The organism is Thalassospira sp., assembly GCF_048059015.1.
Classification (GTDB): domain Bacteria; phylum Pseudomonadota; class Alphaproteobacteria; order Rhodospirillales; family Thalassospiraceae; genus Thalassospira.
On sequence record NZ_JBLLNT010000017.1, the window covers coordinates 97,826 to 113,960 of the forward strand.

Consider the following 16,135-nt stretch of genomic DNA (forward strand, 5'->3'; position numbering starts at 1 on the left):
TTATTTTTGCCCTGCGTCAGAACCATGTTGCCATGCGATGCGGGGCTGCTTTTCGCTCATCGGGATTGGGGCGCACGGTGATGAATAAAGCCCGCTTGCAAAACGACTTGGGCTGTTTTTGGCGATCGCCTTCAGCTTGGCTGCTTCGACCGAAATATGATCAAGGGTGATGTCGGTTCGTTCCGGCGGGATCCGCACCAGTGCCGCACTGACACTCATCAGATCGAATCGCGCCACTTTGTCATCGCGTCCCTTGCCCTCAAGATACCCACGGTCGCGGGTTTCCGGGTCATAGAAACTTTTGATCTGCTGATCGAACATGGCCTGCGCGCGTTGCACGGCTTCGACCGCATCTTCAAAATCAATCGACTGCACATAGGCAAAGAAATCATCCCCACCAATATGGCCGACAAACCATTCATTCTGGCTGAGTGCCTTGCCAAGGATATCCTTGAACAAAAGGATCGCGCGGTCGCCTTGACGGAACCCGTAACGGTCATTGAACGGTTTGAAATTATCAAAGTCGAAATAGACGGCAAAACGACGCCTGCGCGGTTCGGCAAGGGCGCGCGCAGCATAACGATAAATCGCACTGTTGCCCGGCAGGCGGGTCAGCGGGTTTTCATCACGCGCGTTTAGCGTATTGCGCTCGTTAACAGCACGCAGCAGCGCACTTTGATCCAGAACGCCAAGATACTGACCATTTTCCGTCAGGATCACACCATCAAGCGCATCGGTCGCAACAAAGGTTTCAAGCAGTTCTGACAGGCTGGTTCGGATATCGGCAACCGGGCAGCGGCGCAAAAAGCGTTTGATATTCGCACGGTTGGCCGGGTTTTGCAGAAGCTCGCGACCAAACGGCGTGTAGATGAATGCCTTGAACTCGAAATCACGGACAATGCCCAATGGCTCGCCCTGATGGTTCACAACCGGCACCAGCGAAATATCCGGGTTCTGCTGAAAGTAGCTCAGGATATCGACCGGGTTGATGTCGCTTGGCAGGGCTGGGGTTTCCAAAAGGTACGATCTGACCACATCATCATCGCGATCCGATTGGCGGCGTGTGTCAGCTGCTATGTCTGCTGCGACCGGGACGATGTCGGTGCGTTCAGGTAAATCGGTTGATGGGCGCGCGATAAAGAAACCTTGCACAAGGTCACAGCCAAGACGACGGCAGCACAGGAATTCTTCACGGGTTTCGACCCCTTCGGCAACCACCTGGGCTGCGATCATGTGGGCGAATGCGGTAATCTGGGTGACGAACAGTTCCTTGCGGCGATCCTTGTCGATGCCATCAATAAAGAACCGGTCGATCTTGATGATATCGGGTTCGCATTCATAAAGTGCGCGAAGCTGGGCGAAACCGCTGCCGTAATCATCAATCGCGATCTTGAAGCCCTGACTGCGATAACGCACCAGAATGTCCTTGAGATACCCGGCATTGCTGATGTCGTGGCGTTCGGAAATTTCAAGAAAGATGGTGTCGCGTTCAAGCCCGGCATCAGCCAGAAGGGCTGCTGTTTGACCGGGTTGGTAATCCTCGGTCTTCACCACGCGGTTGTCGAAATTATAAAACAGCTTCAGACGTTTTGCATCGGGCAGGCGGGCGAATTTATCAATCGCCTTGGCGCGCAGAAGCATATCAACGCTATGAAGGTTGCCCGTATCCCAGGCTGTATCAAACAGTGCCTGGATCGAAGCAAAGCCTGCATCTTCCCAACGACGCAAAAGTGCTTCATATCCGAAAACATGGCCTGTATGCGGGCTGACAATGGGCTGGAATGCAAAGTCGACTTTTTCAACGACCTGCTGCCAGTTGCGGAGCATGACCGGCTGCGTCACTGGACGCTCGGACATCAATTCATCGTCTGCATCAAACGCCAATGCAGTTCCCCGATTTTCAAAAATGGCCTGAATTCCCGGAAGTAAGGAGTTACGAATTTTTCCGGTATTGCTGGTAGCTCACATATGACAACAACTTGATGACAGTAGAGTTACGAATATGTGACATCCGCAGAAAACATGCGCTTTTTTGTCAAATAATCGACTTGTTCCTATACATGCGGGTTAGACAAATTCGAAAAGCGGGCAGCAAGTGCTACTTCGAGCCCAGTTGGGCCAGCGGATGATGCTCTTGCACCAGCCCGCGCAGCCGTAACTCGAGAACATGGGTATAAATCTGTGTCGTCGAGATATCCGAATGCCCCAGCATCTTTTGCAAGCTACGCAAATCCGCCCCATTGGCCAGAAGGTGGCTGGCAAAGGAATGGCGCAGGACGTGTGGCGATACTTTTGATGGCGGAACACCGGCCTCAATCGCCAGATCCTTGATCATCTTCAGGAACATCTGTCGCGTCAGATGCCCGGTTTTCCCGCGCGACGGGAAAAGGTATGAGGATTGACCGGGGCGATCCGCATGACCGTTTGATTTGTCTGATGGAATGAATGCGTCGCGGACGCCAAGATAATCGCGCAGTGCATCGCGTGCCGGATCAGATAGCGGAACAAGCCGTTCCTTGCTACCCTTACCACGCACAATCAGCATCTGTGGATCGCGTGCGGCCGCGGCATAGGGCAGTTCAACCAACTCAGACACACGCATGCCCGTGGCATACATCAGCTCAACCATCGCAAGCAGGCGTTTACCCTTGATGCCCGGATGATTGGTTGCGGCAATGATCAGGCGATCAATTTCCTCAATCGATAAAAACTTCGGCAGGGTCTGACCCTGTTGCGGGCTATCGATGTTCGATGACGGATCATCATTGCGGTAGCCATCGGCGTAAAGAAACTTGTGAAACTGCCGCAGGGCCGACAGGCGCCGGGCTTGCGTGCGCGGTGCCAGTCCGGCCGATCCCAATTCAGCCATATAACGCCGCAGATCCGCATCACTTGCGACAACCGGATCGGTTTTACCGGCAGTTAGCGAGGATGCGTAATCTTCAAGATCGCGGCGATAGGCATCAAGCGTATGCGTACTGGCACCACGTTCTGCTGCCATCATTTCCAGAAAAGCGGAAATCAGCGAGCTTGTCAGTGCCTTGGCCATGGCCGGTTTCCGTTATTGATTAAACGACAGCAAAAGCTCGGTCGCCAAACGCTGCGCATCGCCGTGCAGGCCAACCGTTTCAAGGGCTGCGACCGTATCGGCCAATGCTTTTGGATCGGCATTTGGTGCATTGGAAATCTGCTGCGCCTGAATGACCATGGCCGCCGTTTTGGCTTTTTGCTGCGCGCTTGACGATACGCCAAGGCTATGGGCAACAGCGCTGCTGATTGTCAGGCGATCTTCGGCATAGGGTGCGGTCAGAAGGCTATCCCAAAGGCCTGCCGGAACTTCGATGCCTGATCCTTCAAACAGGGCAAAGATCATTTCGGCATAGCGCTTTGCCGCGGCCTGATCACCACGGGCAGCCTGGAGTTCCTGCCACTCGATCATGCGCGCACGGTGGCGCGCGATGGCTGCTGCGCGGTCGCTGGCCTTTTGAATGTCTTCGGGCGAGGTCGAATTGGGCATAACCGTCGCAGATGAAATGCCGTTATTGGTCGCAACTGCGCCGCCAAGGCCAAAGCTTTGGGTGGTTAGCGGTTGACCAGCAACATCGGCGGTGAGGCCAAAGGTCTGCGCATTCATTTCAACCGGGGCATTTGCCACCTGATCTTCGGGGTTCAGCGCGCCGGTATCTTCAAGACCGGAAATCGCCAAAACCGGATAAAGCATGCTTAGACGTGAAGAAATGTCATTGCCCGGATTGGCCGCGTTCTTGGCAACCGACAGCCAGTTTGCTGCGCGCTCAAGACTGTTTGCGGCAATCGATGCTTTAAGGGCGGCAACCGCAAACCAGGAAAAGTCACCATTGACCGGAATGGCTTCAAGAAGCGGCGCGCTTAAGCGTGCGGCCTGCATGAAGTCACCCTGAATTTCAGCGGTATCAAACAGGGCTGCAAGAATTTCGGCACGCGCAGCAGGCACATCGCTTTTGGCTGCTGCCTGATAAAGTTTGGCATACTGGCGGGCCTGAATACCGTCGCTTGCATCATCAAGCGCGTTTTCCAATGCCGCCGCATCAAAATTGACCGCGCCATAGATGCCAGCCAGCTGATCAGATGATATCAGACCAAGCTTTTCAGCCTTGCGGGCGGCTTCAAGGCGCACATCGGTTGCGGTGGCATTGGCATTTACCATGCCAATGATTGCGGCTGCATTGCCAAATTCAAGCTGACTGGTCGGGATGGATTGTTTGGCAATTGCCAGAAGGGCAATATCGATCGGGCGCAGTTCGGAAAGAAGTTCAGGATTTGCAGCACTGCCGCTTCGGATTGCACCGACAAGACCAAAGAAGGTTGCATCGCCTTCGCCACCCATTTCACGGACCAGATCAACTGAGAAGGCCGCACTGGTCGGATCATTGGCATAGAATGCGCACATGGCAGCAGCCTTAAGCCAGAACTGCTCGTCATAGCTTGCGCCATAGCCTTCAATTGCACTGCAAGCTTCGTCCATCTTTGCACTGATCAGAAGCGCGTTAACTTCGGCCTGTGCCAGAATGGAGCCACGTGATCCTTGTGGGGCTGCACGCACAAGGCTGATGGCCTCGTTGAGCGCACCCATATTGATCAGCTTGGCAACGCGCGCTTCAAGAACGCTGATTTCTTGAAATCTTGCGGCAGGGCAGCCGCCGACAGCAACATGCGCACCTGAAGATCACGTGCAGCATGGGTTGCCGGGATTGCCGGCAGTTCGGAAATCAGCTTTGCAGCAGATTTCCGTGTGGTGCCGTTCCACATATCAATGCCAAGTCCGCCGCGCGACCGGTCAAGCGTTCCGACCGCTTCGGCGTCAACAGCGCCAAGCGACAGGGATTGAACCGCGTTGGGGTCGCTTGGGAATGTTGGCGTCGGGGCAGCGGTGGTTGCGTTGCTGCCAAATCCGCCGGATGGGGCAGTGCCGCTCAGGCCCGGTTGTGCGGGCGTGGTTTCTTCAGATCGAGTTTCTGCGTCCCGTTCTGCTTCCTGTTTAAGAAACAGCGGCACAGGTGCCGAGGTCTGCGCAAGCGCAGGTGCCGCAGCAATCCCCGTTCCCGTCATCATTGCCAGTAAACAGGTGTGCATTAACAGGCGGGAACGCAGCTTCATCTTAGTTGAACCTCGAATTCGGGATTGTTTCTTCGATTTGGGCAGTCGGTGCGGGGATGTCCCAGGTGATCAGGAACGTAGCGCCGCCAGCAATTACGGCGATAACCAGCAACAAGATGATGCGCGATAAGATTCTCATTTTAATCCAGACTTCGAAGCGTTTAAGCGAATGACGCGGCTACCAGTATGCTGACGAAATGCAAAGATGCAAGAAACGGTACGTCTCGTTTGACCAATCTGTTTTCAAGGTCAGACAACAAACGAAACTGTCTCATTGCATGGGCCAGCCCGATCCCCGTCGTAGCAGGGATAATTGGGCTGGGTGCCATTTCATTTCGGCAACTTCAAGGCAGTATAGGGCGGCGTTACTCACAGAGGGTTAATAAGCAGCCCGGCAATAACGTTAGCCAAAACATCAATCAAGCATCCGTGACGTGATCCGAAGTCACAAATCGACGCGTGATTTTTGTCGCAAAGAATGCGCGGTTTGCTTGCGTTTGCGGGCAAGCTGCCCTAAAGAATTGGGTAATTTGTATATCAACAGACTGAACGACAGGACTGCAAACCGAACATGGACAACAACATTGCCGAGTCGGGTTTGCACGAAGACGTAATCGCCAAAATTCGGGAAGGTCTTAAGGGCCGGACCTTGGTGTTTATCGGGCTGATGGGCGCTGGAAAAAGCTGCATCGGACGCATGGTGGCCAAGGAACTCGATCTGGATTTTGTCGATGCCGACCGCGAAATCGAAGAAGCCGCTGGCTGCTCGATTGCCGATATCTTCAAGCTGTATGGCGAAGAGGCATTTCGCGATGGCGAGGAACGTGTAATTGCCCGTTTGCTTGATGGCGAACAGATTGTTCTGGCCACAGGCGGTGGTGCGTTCATTCGTGAACGTACCCGTGAGCTGATTCTCGAAAAATCCATCTCTGTTTGGCTGCGTGCCGATCTGGATCTGCTGTTGCAGCGTACCAGCGGTCGAACCCATAGACCGTTGCTCAATAATGGTGATCCGCGCCAGATTTTGGCCGACCTGATCGATACGCGTTACCCGATCTATGCCGGGGCCGACATTATTTTCGACTGTGATAAATCATCAAAAGAAGCAACCCGTGACGCGGTTCTTGAACTGTTGTCGCGATCCTTTGATGAAGACGGTCAATTGATCAAGACAGGAACCTGATAGAGTGAGCAATCACGACACCCTTCGCGTCGAGCTTGGCGCGCGCAGCTATGACATCCTTGTTGGCAGCAACCTTTTGGCTGATACTGCCAAATACATCGTACCGTTTGTCAAAAAAGCCGGTGTTGTCGTGATCAGTGACGCGGCACTGTCGGATAACCATCTTCCGGTGGTTTTGGCATCGCTTGATGGTGCGGACATCCCGCACCGGGAAGTCATTGTGCCGTCAGGTGAAAAATCCAAAAGCTTTGGCGTGTTTGAAAGCGTCGTCGAACAGATTTTGGCGATGGGTATTGAACGCTCAACACTGATCATCGCCCTTGGCGGTGGTGTTGTTGGTGACCTTGCCGGTTACGTTGCCGCATCGCTTCTACGCGGTCTTGATTTCGTTCAGATCCCGACGACCTTGCTGTCGCAGGTTGATAGTTCTGTTGGTGGCAAGACCGGCATCAATTCCAAATCGGGCAAGAACCTTGTCGGCGCGTTTCATCAGCCGCGTCTGGTTTTGGCCGATACCGCGGTACTTGATACCTTGCCTGCGCGCGAACTTCGTTCGGGCTATGCCGAAGTCGTCAAATACGGCCTGATTGATGATCCGGAATTCTTCGCGTGGCTTGAAGAAAACGGGCAGGCGGTTCTTGATAATGATGGTGTTGAACGCCGTCAGGCCGTGATCAAAAGCTGTGCGGCAAAGGCACGCATCGTGTCCGAAGACGAACGCGAAGGCGGCAAGCGAGCGTTGCTTAACCTTGGCCATACATTTGGTCACGCACTTGAAGCGGAAACCGGTTATGGCGAAAAGCTTCTGCATGGCGAAGCCGTTGCCATGGGCATGGTGATTGCGCATGACGTTTGTGGTGCGATGGGCATGGCCCCGGCCGGTGAAAAGGATCGCATTGTTGCGCATCTGAAATCGGTTGGTCTTCCGGTCACCGCATCAGAAGTCAGCGGCATGCATTGGGATATCGACAAGGTCATCAGCCACATGTCGCGTGACAAGAAAGTCCGCGATGGCGAGATCACCTTTGTCATGACGCGCGGTATTGGCAAGGCGTTCACATCCAAGGCAATGGATGTGGAAAAAATGCGTGCAGCAATCACGCGTTCCTGCCGCGGATAAGTGCATTAAAGCCCCGCAATCGGGTTTGATTGCGGGGAAACTTCCATTTTGTGAAGCTGTTAACTTGTTTAACGGCAATTGACCTTATAGGTGAAGACAGGACAAAGTGTTCCTGACGTGATCACCCTTTGGAGACGGCCCTGAATGACAATCACGATTGTCGTGATTTTTCTTCTGCTGATGCTTTCGGCATTCTTTTCTGGCTCGGAAACCGCGCTGACGGCGGCGTCGCGTCCGGTCATGCATCACAAAGAACAGGATGGCGACCTTCGTGCCGGCATCGTCAACCGTCTGCGCCAGTATCAGGAACGCCTGATCGGGGCGATCCTTTTGGGTAATAACCTGGTCAACATCCTGGCATCCGCCCTTGCGACATCTGTCATGATCGAGATGTTCGGTGAAAATGGTGTGGTCTATGCGACCGCCATCATGACCGCATTGGTTCTGGTCTTTTCGGAAATTTTGCCAAAAACCTATGCCCTTCAGCATGCCGATACCATGGCGCTGCGTGTCGCGCGCCCGATGAGCATTCTGGTTGTGGTCTTTGCGCCGGTCACCCAAAGCATTCAGGTGGTTGTTCAGGCCACCCTGCGTCTGTTTGGTAGTGGCGAAGGGCCGGGCATGGACAGTGAACGTGAATTGCGTGGTGCGATTGAACTTCATGCCGACGATGTTGTTGTTGGTAACCACCATGCTGAACGCACAATGTTGCATGGCGTGCTGGATCTTGAAGATGTCGGCGTTTGGGAAATCATGGTGCACCGTCGCAAGGTGCAGATGATTGATATCTCCCGCCCGATGGAAGAGATCCTTGATACGGTTCTGGCAAGCCCGCACACCCGTATTCCGATTTATGAACAGGACCCCGATAATATCGTTGGCGTCCTTCACGCCCGTGAAATCCTGAAAGCCATCGTGCGCGGTGCAAAACCGACAACGGCGGCGGATATCCGCGAGCTGAGTGCCGAGCCTTGGTTTATCCCGAACTCAACCACGCTTGCGGATCAGCTCAAGGCATTCAAGGAACGTCACGAACACTTTGCTATCGTTGTTGATGAATATGGCGCGTTCGAAGGCGTTGTATCGCTTGAAGATATTCTTGAAGAAATCGTTGGCGACATTGCCGATGAAACCGATGTCGAAGTTGTCGGCGTACAGCCGCAGGCAGATGGATCGGTTATCGTGCGTGGTGATGTTACCATTCGCGATTTGAACCGTCGTTTTGGCTGGCGTCTTCCCGATGAGGAAGCTGCCACTGTGGCCGGTCTTTTACTTTACGAAACCCGACGTATTCCAGATGTAGGCCAGCAGTTCCGTTTCCATGGGTTCGAGTTCGAGATTCTCCGTCGAATTCGCAACCAGATTACCCGTGTGCGGATGCGTGAAGTGACCGACCTTAGCAACGAGGAACAGGAGTAATTCATTCCTGTTTTTCCATCGGCCTTATCGGGCTGCGTTAAACCAAACTGGCGTAAACAGTTTTAAGTTTCTCCACTTATGGGTTAAAATCATGATCGAAGGTCTTGACCCAAAGGATTGCAGGGCCACTTGCAAATAATGGCCCTACCGTGTTGTCAGTTTTGTGCAGTGCGGAACCAGATGATCTGATCGGGTTTGGGCATGTGGCAACAGCAATCTGCAGAGAGAGATGCATGGATACGAAAATCGTACCTGGTGTGGTCAAGGAACAATCCATCGCGACGCTTAATCCCGCTGATTCCGTGATGGATGCCGTAAACCTGATGTCCGAGCGTAAAATCGGTGCCGTGATCATCGTCGATAACAATGCCAAGCTTGCCGGTATCTTTACCGAACGTGACCTTGTGAACCGTGTGGTTGCCAAGGGGCTGGATGCGGCAAATGTGCCATTGTCCAAGGTGATGACATCGGGCCCCGATACGCTATCGCCAGATGACACGGCAATGAATGCACTTGATCTTATGAGTGCACGGCGTTACCGCCACTTGCCGGTTGTTGATGGTGATACTGTCATTGGCATGGTGTCGATCCGCGACCTGTTTAACGTGGTGAAGGCGCAGCTTGAGGAAGATGTGCGGGAGCGCGAGAAGTTTATCTTCGGTTCGGACTACGGTGTCGCCTAATAGGTTTGACCATTTAACACCTTAAAATACATGGCCATTTTTCGGCTGTGACCTTCCTGATCGGCCAAGTTTCGGGGTGCAGTGGTGCCCCGAATTCCCCCAAGTTGGAATATCATCAATCGCTATTGTTGCTTGACAACGCGTGGGTGAATGTCTTTACGTTTACGTAAAGGAGAAATCCCATGCCATTGTCCCGCCCCGATGACCGTGAACATATCCATACTCGCACCGTGACCTGTCAGGGGTTCCGTCGCAAGGATGGGTTATGGGATATCGAAGGTCACATCACCGACATCAAAACATATGGTTTTGAAAACCATGATCGCGGCGAAATCCCGCCCGGTGAGCCGGTTCATGAAATGTGGATCCGGGTGACAATCGGCAATGATCTGGTAATCCAGAAGGTCGAAGCGGTAACCGATTACGCGCCGTTTGGGGCCTGTGACGCGATTGCACCGGAATATGAAAATCTGGTCGGGCTTAAGCTTGGACCGGGTCTGCGCAAGCAAATCCGCGATCGTGTTGGTGGTGTGCATGGCTGCACCCATCTGACCGAATTGATGGGCCCGGTTGCGACCACAGCTTTCCAGACGGTGTTTCCGATCCTTGCCCGTGAACAGCTTCAGGCTCAGAAAGACAGGGAAAAAGACGGCGAAAAGTCCCCCAAGCGGCGCATACCCCTGATCAATACGTGCCATGGATGGCGCAGTGACGGTCCGGCCGTTCAACGCATTGCCCCTGATCATTACACCGGTGATGAATAATTCCCGAGCGTCTTGGTGGCGTGTGCCGAGCAGGTCATTTTCCCGTCTTGCAAGCACCCAACGGCAGCCCAATATCAGTTTTATCCACTATGTGTCTGGTTCGGGCAGGAAATGACCGTGTTGCGCAGTGCTGGAAAAAACAAGAACAACAAAGATAAGGGGCGAAATGTTCTGTTGCATCAGTGTGCAACGGCGACCCTTTTGTTTGGGTTAGGCGCAGCGGTTGGAGCATCCGATCTGCGCGCGAACGAACTTGTTCCCCCTGCCTTTGAAATCGCACAGCAAGAAAATGACAATCAGGACAAATTTCTGATTCTGCAAACCAATCTGCATCCACCTTATCAGGAGTTGCAGAACGGACTGTTGGGTGGATATTCCATTTCAGTCCTGAACTGCGCGTTTGAGCGGATCGGCGTTGGCTATGGCTTGGCTGTCGCCCCGCGTCAACGTAACCGCGATATGGTGCGAAGTGGCCGGGCGGATGGTTTCTTCTTGGCGCGGATCAGTGACTTTATGGATGAATATGCCGTCGCAACACATCCGCTGGCCCTGGAAAAGTGGGTCTGGGTTTCACCTTCAAGCAACGTTGTGAGCTCCAAGGCAAGACATCTTCCCAAGCCGGGCGAGTTTACGACCATCGGTGCCATTCTCGGATCGAACGAAGCCGAATGGCTGTCCGAGCAGGGTTATGAAGATGTCATGCGCGTGCCGTCTATCGCATCGCTTGTGTCACAGGTTGCTGCCGGTCGGGTCGATTTTGCATTGGTTGATAAGCAAAGTTTTGAGATCGCCCGGAATGATCTGGGGCTGGGTGCCGAACAATTCCTTGTTCAGTTTGAACGCTATGCACCGTTGGTCGTCTATTTCTCAAAACGCTATGTCGAGACCTATCCGGATCTGCTTGGCAAACTGAATAACGTTCTTGAATTCTGCGAAACGCGGCCGATGCATCTGGAGCCGTGGGAACGTGATGCGATTGAACGCATCCAGCTTCCGATCGTGCGACAATTTGCGAAATCAAAGGACCTTATCCGAAATGTGCGTGCTGTCCTTGGTACGGAGCACATCCCATCAGATCAGAAACGGGTCATTGACGAAGAGTGGACAGCGCTGAGCCGACGTGGCTTGGCAAGTTCAATGGCGCAGAACATTCTTGATAACATCCTGTCAGATTATCTGCAGACCTTTAAAAATACCGCGGGTGCGCAAGTTGCCGAGGTCTTTGTCTTTGACCTTGCCGGGCAAGTAATCGGTATGAACCGACTGACATCGGATTTTGATCAAAGCGATGAGGTACAATATCAGATGACGGACAGCATCAATCGCGATCACGCATTGATCGCCGATATTCGCTATGACGCCTCAACCCGGACATTTCTGTCGCAGATCACTGTTCCAATCATTGATCCGGAAAGCGGACGGACACTTGCGGCATTAACTGTGGGGCTTGATGTGTCCGCAGCCCTGCGACCGGAAAGCTGATCGGAAGGCTGCGGGTGTCATGGTCAATGTTGCTTAGCCGCGATTAGCAAGCGCCGTGTCATATTCAGACGGCGTCATGGTTTTAAGCGCCAGTGCGTGCACGCGATCTTTCAGCAAGGCATCAAGCGCACCATAAACCAGACGCTGACGGTTCACGCGGTTCTCGCCTTCGAACTTGTCAGATACAACCAGAACAGAAAAATGGGACTCGCCACGCGGGTCGGCGCCCGAATGTCCGGCATGTTTGGATAAATCGTCGATTATCTGAAGCTCGGTCGGGGTAAATTGTTCCGTCAGGATGTCACGGATCTGGTTGGCTACCTGCATGGTAAGGGCCTCTATTTTCTGGGGATGCTTGCAGATCACTGCAAAAACGAAACTGTCTGACAGGTTCTGGCATGCGATGGCAGTTTTTCAAGCCTTTTATCGCATTTAATCGATCCGTATGATATTGCGAGCATCGATTTTCAGAACATATAGACCCAGATGAACCGAGGACACCGCAACAAGCGCAAGACGCTGTATCACAATGAACCGATCCTGCCGGGCTGTGACTGGCCGGGATGTGACGGGCATGGTGAGTTTCGTGCGCCCAAGGATCGCAAGTTGCGTGACTATTACAAGTTCTGCCTCGATCACGTCCGCGAATATAACAAGTCGTGGAACTATTATGAGGGCATGAAGGCCGAGGATATCGAAAACGACATGCGTCGCGATACCCATTGGCAACGTCCCACATGGACATTCGGTCATATCCGCGGATCGAAAAAGCCGTTCAATTTCAAATTCAAGGACGGGTTTGGCTTCTTTAATGAAGATGGCGCTCAAACCCATCACGGTCCGGGTGGCGATGCGGGTGCCGAACGCAAACGCAAAAGCGAAGAAGCCCAGCGTCGTGCTGGTGCACTTGGCATGCCAAGCGAACAGCAACAAGCCATGGCGACCCTTGATCTTGGCTGGCCATTTACCCGTGATGAGTTGAAAGCGAAATACAAGATGCTTTCGAAAAAGTACCATCCCGACGCCAATGGCGGGGATAAGGGTGCCGAGGAACGCTTCAAAAAGATCAGTGCGGCTTATACGTCACTGATGAGCTATATCCGTGATCTTGAAGCACGCGTCACGCTCTGAGCGTTTTGGCGCGATTTCCTGACAAAAATCGAAAAATGTGGTCAATCTGGTTGCGTAATGCGTACCGGGACTGTCTTATCGAGCAAACCTTTTGCGGTGATAGAGATTTTTTGCGCATCTTCCCTTTGTGTGATGCGACTTAACCGCTATTAATGAGCAAGTTTAACGAAACGACCGCGCCACCAGCGCTGGTCCGAAAAATGCGCGAGTACTTATGAGCCAAGGTTACGAAGCGAGTGGTGCAGCGGCTGAACATCCGCTTGATGCACCAGATACCACCATTTCCGTGCGCGAAACGTTCGGGATTGATGTTGATATGGAAGTCCCGGCATTCAGCCAGGGCAGTGAACACGTGCCGGTCGCTGATCCGACCTATCGTTTTGACCGCGACACTACGCTGGCAATTCTTGCGGGCTTTGCCCACAACCGCCGTGTGATGATCCAGGGTTATCACGGCACGGGTAAATCGACCCATATCGAACAGGTGGCATCGCGCCTGAACTGGCCGTGTGTTCGTGTAAACCTTGATAGCCATATCAGCCGTATCGACCTGATCGGTAAGGACGCGATTGTTCTGCGTGATGGCAAACAGATCACCGAATTCCGCGAAGGCATTCTGCCGTGGGCGCTTAAACGCCCGGTCGCGATGGTCTTTGACGAATATGATGCCGGTCGTCCGGACGTGATGTTCGTGATCCAGCGTGTTCTGGAAGTCGATGGCAAGCTGACCCTTCTTGATCAGAACAAGGTCATCCACCCGCATTCACATTTCCGCCTGTTTGCGACGTCAAACACGGTTGGTCTTGGTGATACCACCGGTCTTTACCACGGTACTCAGCAGATCAACCAGGCGCAGATGGACCGTTGGTCAATTGTTGCAACGTTGAACTATCTGTCGGTTGCGGATGAAACCAACATCGTCGTTGCCAAGGTTCCGGCATTTGACAATGCCGAAGGCCGCCAGAAGATCGAAGCGATGGTGGCCCTTGCCAACCTGACGCGTCAGGGCTTTGTTGCCGGTGATATCTCGACCGTCATGAGCCCGCGTACGGTGATTACGCTTGCAGAAAATGCCAAGATCTTTGGTGACGTTTCCTATGCCTTCCGCGTGACGTTCCTGAACCGTTGCGATGAAGTCGAACGTCCGATTTTGGCGGAATATTACCAGCGTTGCTTTGGCGAAGAACTGCCCGAGGAAGCCATCAATGTGATGGTGCGCTAAGGCGTGGCCTTAAAGCAGATTGGCGAGCTGGTTCCACAAGCGAGTAGTGCTATGAAGAATGATGAGGCTCTTTCCGGGTTCTTGCGCGGTACGGCAGCGACGTTTCGTGCGCTTGCCGGGCGCAATGATCTGGAAGTCGGCTTTGTCAAAGGCGGGCGTCCGGGCGGGTACGGCGAACATGTGCGTTTGCCAATGCCCAAGCAGGCTTTGCCACAGGATGAAGTCGCAGATCTTCGCGGTGTTGCCGATGGCTGGGCGCTTAAAATGCGCCACCATGACGCAGCCCTGCACGCCAAGCGCATGCCCGAAACGGCCGAGGCTCAGGCTGTTTACGATGCGCTTGAAACGGCACGCTGTGAAGCGCTGGGATCGCGTTACTTCCCCGGTGTTCGCAAAAACCTTCGCGAACATGCCGAACAGGATTGCCACGCCAAGAACTATCACCGTCTGACCAACCGTGAAGATGCACCATTTGCCGATGCGATCAGCATGCTGGCGCGTGAAATCTTTACCGGTGAACGTGCGCCTGAATCAGCCCGTCCGCTAATTGATCTGTGGCGCACTCATATCGAAGAAAACGCCGGACCGGATTTGTCTGATCTGAGCGAGGTTCTTGATGATCAGGAAGCCTTTGCGCGGGGCATGCGCAAGTTGCTTGATCACCTCTCGCTTGAAGAAGACCTTGATGATGCCCCGCCGGAACAGGAAGGCGAGGATGACGAGGAAAAGGACGGCGAAAACGATCCCGATCAGCAGGACATGGAAAGTCAGGGTGGCAATCAGGGCCAGCAGGACGATTCCGAACCGGATGGCGGCGATGATCAGCAAGAAGCCGGTTCCGAAGAAGCCGAAACCGGCGAAGGCGATATCGACGATCAGCAGCTTGAAGCCATGTCGCAGGAAGAAAAGCCTGCAGGTCCTGGCGAGCAGCCCGAGTTTGATGGTCGTAACGAGCCGGTCGAGCGTGGCTATGAGCCGTTCACGCGCGAGTTTGACGAAGTCGTCACTGCCGATGATCTGTGTGAAAATCTGGAACTGTCACGCCTGCGCGCCATGCTTGATAAGCAATTGGCGAATTTGCAGAACGTGGTGTCAAAACTTGCCAACCGCTTGCAGCGCCGCCTGATGGCGCAGCAGAACCGTGGCTGGGACTTTGACCTTGAAGAAGGCATTCTGGATGCGGCGAAGCTTGCGCGTATTGTTGCAACGCCTTCGACGTCGCTTTCTTTCAAGCAGGAACAGGATACCGATTTCCGCGATACGGTTGTGACGCTTCTGATCGATAATTCCGGCTCCATGCGCGGGCGTCCGATCACGATTGCGGCCCTGTCGGCCGATATCCTTGCACGTACGCTGGAGCGTTGCGGGGTGAAGGTCGAAATCCTTGGCTTCACCACCCGTCAGTGGAAAGGTGGTCAGTCGCGCGAACGTTGGGTCGATAGCGGCAAGCCGCCAAAACCGGGTCGTTTGAACGATCTGCGCCATATCATCTATAAGGCGGCAGATACGCCATGGCGTCGTGCACGCAAGAACCTTGGTTTGATGCTGCGCGAAGGGTTGCTTAAGGAAAATATCGACGGTGAAGCGCTGCTTTGGGCGCATGAACGTCTTCTGGGCAGATCGGAGCAGCGCCGGATCATGATGGTGATTTCCGATGGTGCGCCGGTCGATGACTCGACATTGTCGGTAAACTCCGGAAATTATCTGGAACGTCATCTGCGCGAAGTGATCGAATGGATCGAAACCAGATCGCCGGTCGAGCTTCTGGCAATTGGCATTGGCCATGATGTGACCCGTTACTATCGCCGTGCGGTAACCATCAACGATCCGGAAGAATTGGGTGGCACGATGCTGCGTGAACTTTCCGATCTGTTTGATGAACAGGGTGCGCGTCAGCCAAAACGCCCGATGCGCCATGTTCCGGCAGATAACGGTCAGACACGCGACCGTGCTGCGGGCGACCGCGACCGTTGGTAAGGGCGGGGGTGCATTCCC

General features: G+C 53.7%; 15 protein-coding genes. 9 read left to right on the plus strand and 6 right to left on the minus strand.

The genetic code is table 11. The features are described 5' to 3' along the window. The 5 genes from ACMZ66_RS19820 to ACMZ66_RS19840 all read right to left on the minus strand — a co-directional run bounded on the left by ACMZ66_RS19820 (position 1) and on the right by ACMZ66_RS19840 (position 5,275). Positions 1 to 1,857, minus strand: coding sequence for a GGDEF domain-containing protein (locus tag ACMZ66_RS19820; protein WP_416939911.1), 1,857 nt, complete (start codon positions 1,855 to 1,857; stop codon positions 1 to 3). A 241-nt stretch (positions 1,858 to 2,098) separates the two neighbouring features. Next, the gene (locus ACMZ66_RS19825; protein ID WP_416939913.1) at positions 2,099 to 3,049 is read right to left on the minus strand and encodes a site-specific tyrosine recombinase XerD; all 951 of its coding nucleotides are present in this window, start codon (positions 3,047 to 3,049) and stop codon (positions 2,099 to 2,101) included. Positions 3,050 to 3,061: 12 nt separating this feature from the next. After that, positions 3,062 to 4,612, minus strand: coding sequence for an antifreeze glycopeptide (locus ACMZ66_RS19830; RefSeq protein WP_416939914.1), 1,551 nt, complete (start codon positions 4,610 to 4,612; stop codon positions 3,062 to 3,064). A 5-nt stretch (positions 4,613 to 4,617) separates the two neighbouring features. Next, positions 4,618 to 5,136, minus strand: a complete 519-nt coding sequence (locus ACMZ66_RS19835; RefSeq protein WP_416939916.1) for a hypothetical protein — start codon at positions 5,134 to 5,136, stop codon at positions 4,618 to 4,620. A gap of 1 nt (position 5,137) precedes the next feature. Continuing rightward, on the minus strand, positions 5,138 to 5,275 hold the full coding sequence (locus ACMZ66_RS19840; RefSeq protein ID WP_416939918.1) for a hypothetical protein: 138 nt from the start codon (positions 5,273 to 5,275) through the stop codon (positions 5,138 to 5,140). A gap of 432 nt (positions 5,276 to 5,707) precedes the next feature. On the opposite strand from ACMZ66_RS19840, the gene ACMZ66_RS19845 reads away from it, so the two are divergent. From ACMZ66_RS19845 to ACMZ66_RS19870, 6 genes are all read left to right on the plus strand, one after another. Further along, positions 5,708 to 6,319 (plus strand): shikimate kinase, encoded by a 612-nt coding sequence (locus tag ACMZ66_RS19845; RefSeq protein ID WP_416939919.1) that lies wholly within the window; start codon positions 5,708 to 5,710, stop codon positions 6,317 to 6,319. A 4-nt stretch (positions 6,320 to 6,323) separates the two neighbouring features. Further along, complete coding sequence (gene aroB, locus ACMZ66_RS19850) at positions 6,324 to 7,439, plus strand: 3-dehydroquinate synthase (protein WP_416939920.1); 1,116 nt, start codon at positions 6,324 to 6,326, stop codon at positions 7,437 to 7,439. A gap of 144 nt (positions 7,440 to 7,583) precedes the next feature. Next, positions 7,584 to 8,858 carry an HlyC/CorC family transporter gene (locus ACMZ66_RS19855; protein ID WP_416939921.1) on the plus strand — a complete coding sequence of 425 codons (1,275 nt, stop codon included), beginning with the start codon at positions 7,584 to 7,586 and terminating at the stop codon, positions 8,856 to 8,858. Between the two features lie 233 nt (positions 8,859 to 9,091). Further along, a complete protein-coding gene (locus ACMZ66_RS19860; RefSeq protein ID WP_416939923.1) occupies positions 9,092 to 9,541 on the plus strand; it encodes a CBS domain-containing protein in 450 nt (149 codons plus the stop codon). A 182-nt stretch (positions 9,542 to 9,723) separates the two neighbouring features. After that, positions 9,724 to 10,305 carry a DUF2889 domain-containing protein gene (locus ACMZ66_RS19865; protein ID WP_416939925.1) on the plus strand — a complete coding sequence of 194 codons (582 nt, stop codon included), beginning with the start codon at positions 9,724 to 9,726 and terminating at the stop codon, positions 10,303 to 10,305. Between the two features lie 111 nt (positions 10,306 to 10,416). Then, complete coding sequence (locus tag ACMZ66_RS19870) at positions 10,417 to 11,787, plus strand: hypothetical protein (RefSeq protein ID WP_416939927.1); 1,371 nt, start codon at positions 10,417 to 10,419, stop codon at positions 11,785 to 11,787. 33 nt (positions 11,788 to 11,820) lie between these two features. Here ACMZ66_RS19870 and ACMZ66_RS19875 read toward each other — a convergent pair whose 3' ends face one another. Continuing rightward, a complete protein-coding gene (locus tag ACMZ66_RS19875) occupies positions 11,821 to 12,114 on the minus strand; it encodes a BolA family protein (protein ID WP_416939929.1) in 294 nt (97 codons plus the stop codon). 159 nt (positions 12,115 to 12,273) lie between these two features. On the opposite strand from ACMZ66_RS19875, the gene ACMZ66_RS19880 reads away from it, so the two are divergent. The 3 genes from ACMZ66_RS19880 to cobT all read left to right on the plus strand — a co-directional run bounded on the left by ACMZ66_RS19880 (position 12,274) and on the right by cobT (position 16,117). Continuing rightward, positions 12,274 to 12,918 carry a J domain-containing protein gene (locus tag ACMZ66_RS19880; protein ID WP_416939931.1) on the plus strand — a complete coding sequence of 215 codons (645 nt, stop codon included), beginning with the start codon at positions 12,274 to 12,276 and terminating at the stop codon, positions 12,916 to 12,918. Between the two features lie 214 nt (positions 12,919 to 13,132). Next, complete coding sequence (gene cobS, locus ACMZ66_RS19885; protein WP_416939933.1) at positions 13,133 to 14,140, plus strand: cobaltochelatase subunit CobS; 1,008 nt, start codon at positions 13,133 to 13,135, stop codon at positions 14,138 to 14,140. A 51-nt stretch (positions 14,141 to 14,191) separates the two neighbouring features. After that, positions 14,192 to 16,117 carry a cobaltochelatase subunit CobT gene (gene cobT / locus ACMZ66_RS19890; protein ID WP_416939935.1) on the plus strand — a complete coding sequence of 642 codons (1,926 nt, stop codon included), beginning with the start codon at positions 14,192 to 14,194 and terminating at the stop codon, positions 16,115 to 16,117. Positions 16,118 to 16,135: the final 18 nt, after the last annotated feature.

Excerpts from the sequence above, each read along its gene's own strand:
- ACMZ66_RS19820 (WP_416939911.1), bottom strand. The coding sequence starts at position 1,857 with ATGTCCGAGCGTCCAGTGACGCAGCCGGTCATGCTCCGCAACTGGCAG.
- ACMZ66_RS19825 (WP_416939913.1), bottom strand. The coding sequence starts at position 3,049 with ATGGCCAAGGCACTGACAAGCTCGCTGATTTCCGCTTTTCTGGAAATG.
- ACMZ66_RS19830 (WP_416939914.1), bottom strand. The coding sequence starts at position 4,612 with ATGGGTGCGCTCAACGAGGCCATCAGCCTTGTGCGTGCAGCCCCACAA.
- ACMZ66_RS19835 (WP_416939916.1), bottom strand. The coding sequence starts at position 5,136 with ATGAAGCTGCGTTCCCGCCTGTTAATGCACACCTGTTTACTGGCAATG.
- ACMZ66_RS19840 (WP_416939918.1), bottom strand. The coding sequence starts at position 5,275 with ATGAGAATCTTATCGCGCATCATCTTGTTGCTGGTTATCGCCGTAATT.
- ACMZ66_RS19845 (WP_416939919.1), top strand. The coding sequence starts at position 5,708 with ATGGACAACAACATTGCCGAGTCGGGTTTGCACGAAGACGTAATCGCC.
- ACMZ66_RS19855 (WP_416939921.1), top strand. The coding sequence starts at position 7,584 with ATGACAATCACGATTGTCGTGATTTTTCTTCTGCTGATGCTTTCGGCA.
- ACMZ66_RS19860 (WP_416939923.1), top strand. The coding sequence starts at position 9,092 with ATGGATACGAAAATCGTACCTGGTGTGGTCAAGGAACAATCCATCGCG.
- ACMZ66_RS19865 (WP_416939925.1), top strand. The coding sequence starts at position 9,724 with ATGCCATTGTCCCGCCCCGATGACCGTGAACATATCCATACTCGCACC.
- ACMZ66_RS19870 (WP_416939927.1), top strand. The coding sequence starts at position 10,417 with ATGACCGTGTTGCGCAGTGCTGGAAAAAACAAGAACAACAAAGATAAG.
- ACMZ66_RS19875 (WP_416939929.1), bottom strand. The coding sequence starts at position 12,114 with ATGCAGGTAGCCAACCAGATCCGTGACATCCTGACGGAACAATTTACC.
- ACMZ66_RS19880 (WP_416939931.1), top strand. The coding sequence starts at position 12,274 with ATGAACCGAGGACACCGCAACAAGCGCAAGACGCTGTATCACAATGAA.
- cobS (WP_416939933.1), top strand. The coding sequence starts at position 13,133 with ATGAGCCAAGGTTACGAAGCGAGTGGTGCAGCGGCTGAACATCCGCTT.
- cobT (WP_416939935.1), top strand. The coding sequence starts at position 14,192 with ATGAAGAATGATGAGGCTCTTTCCGGGTTCTTGCGCGGTACGGCAGCG.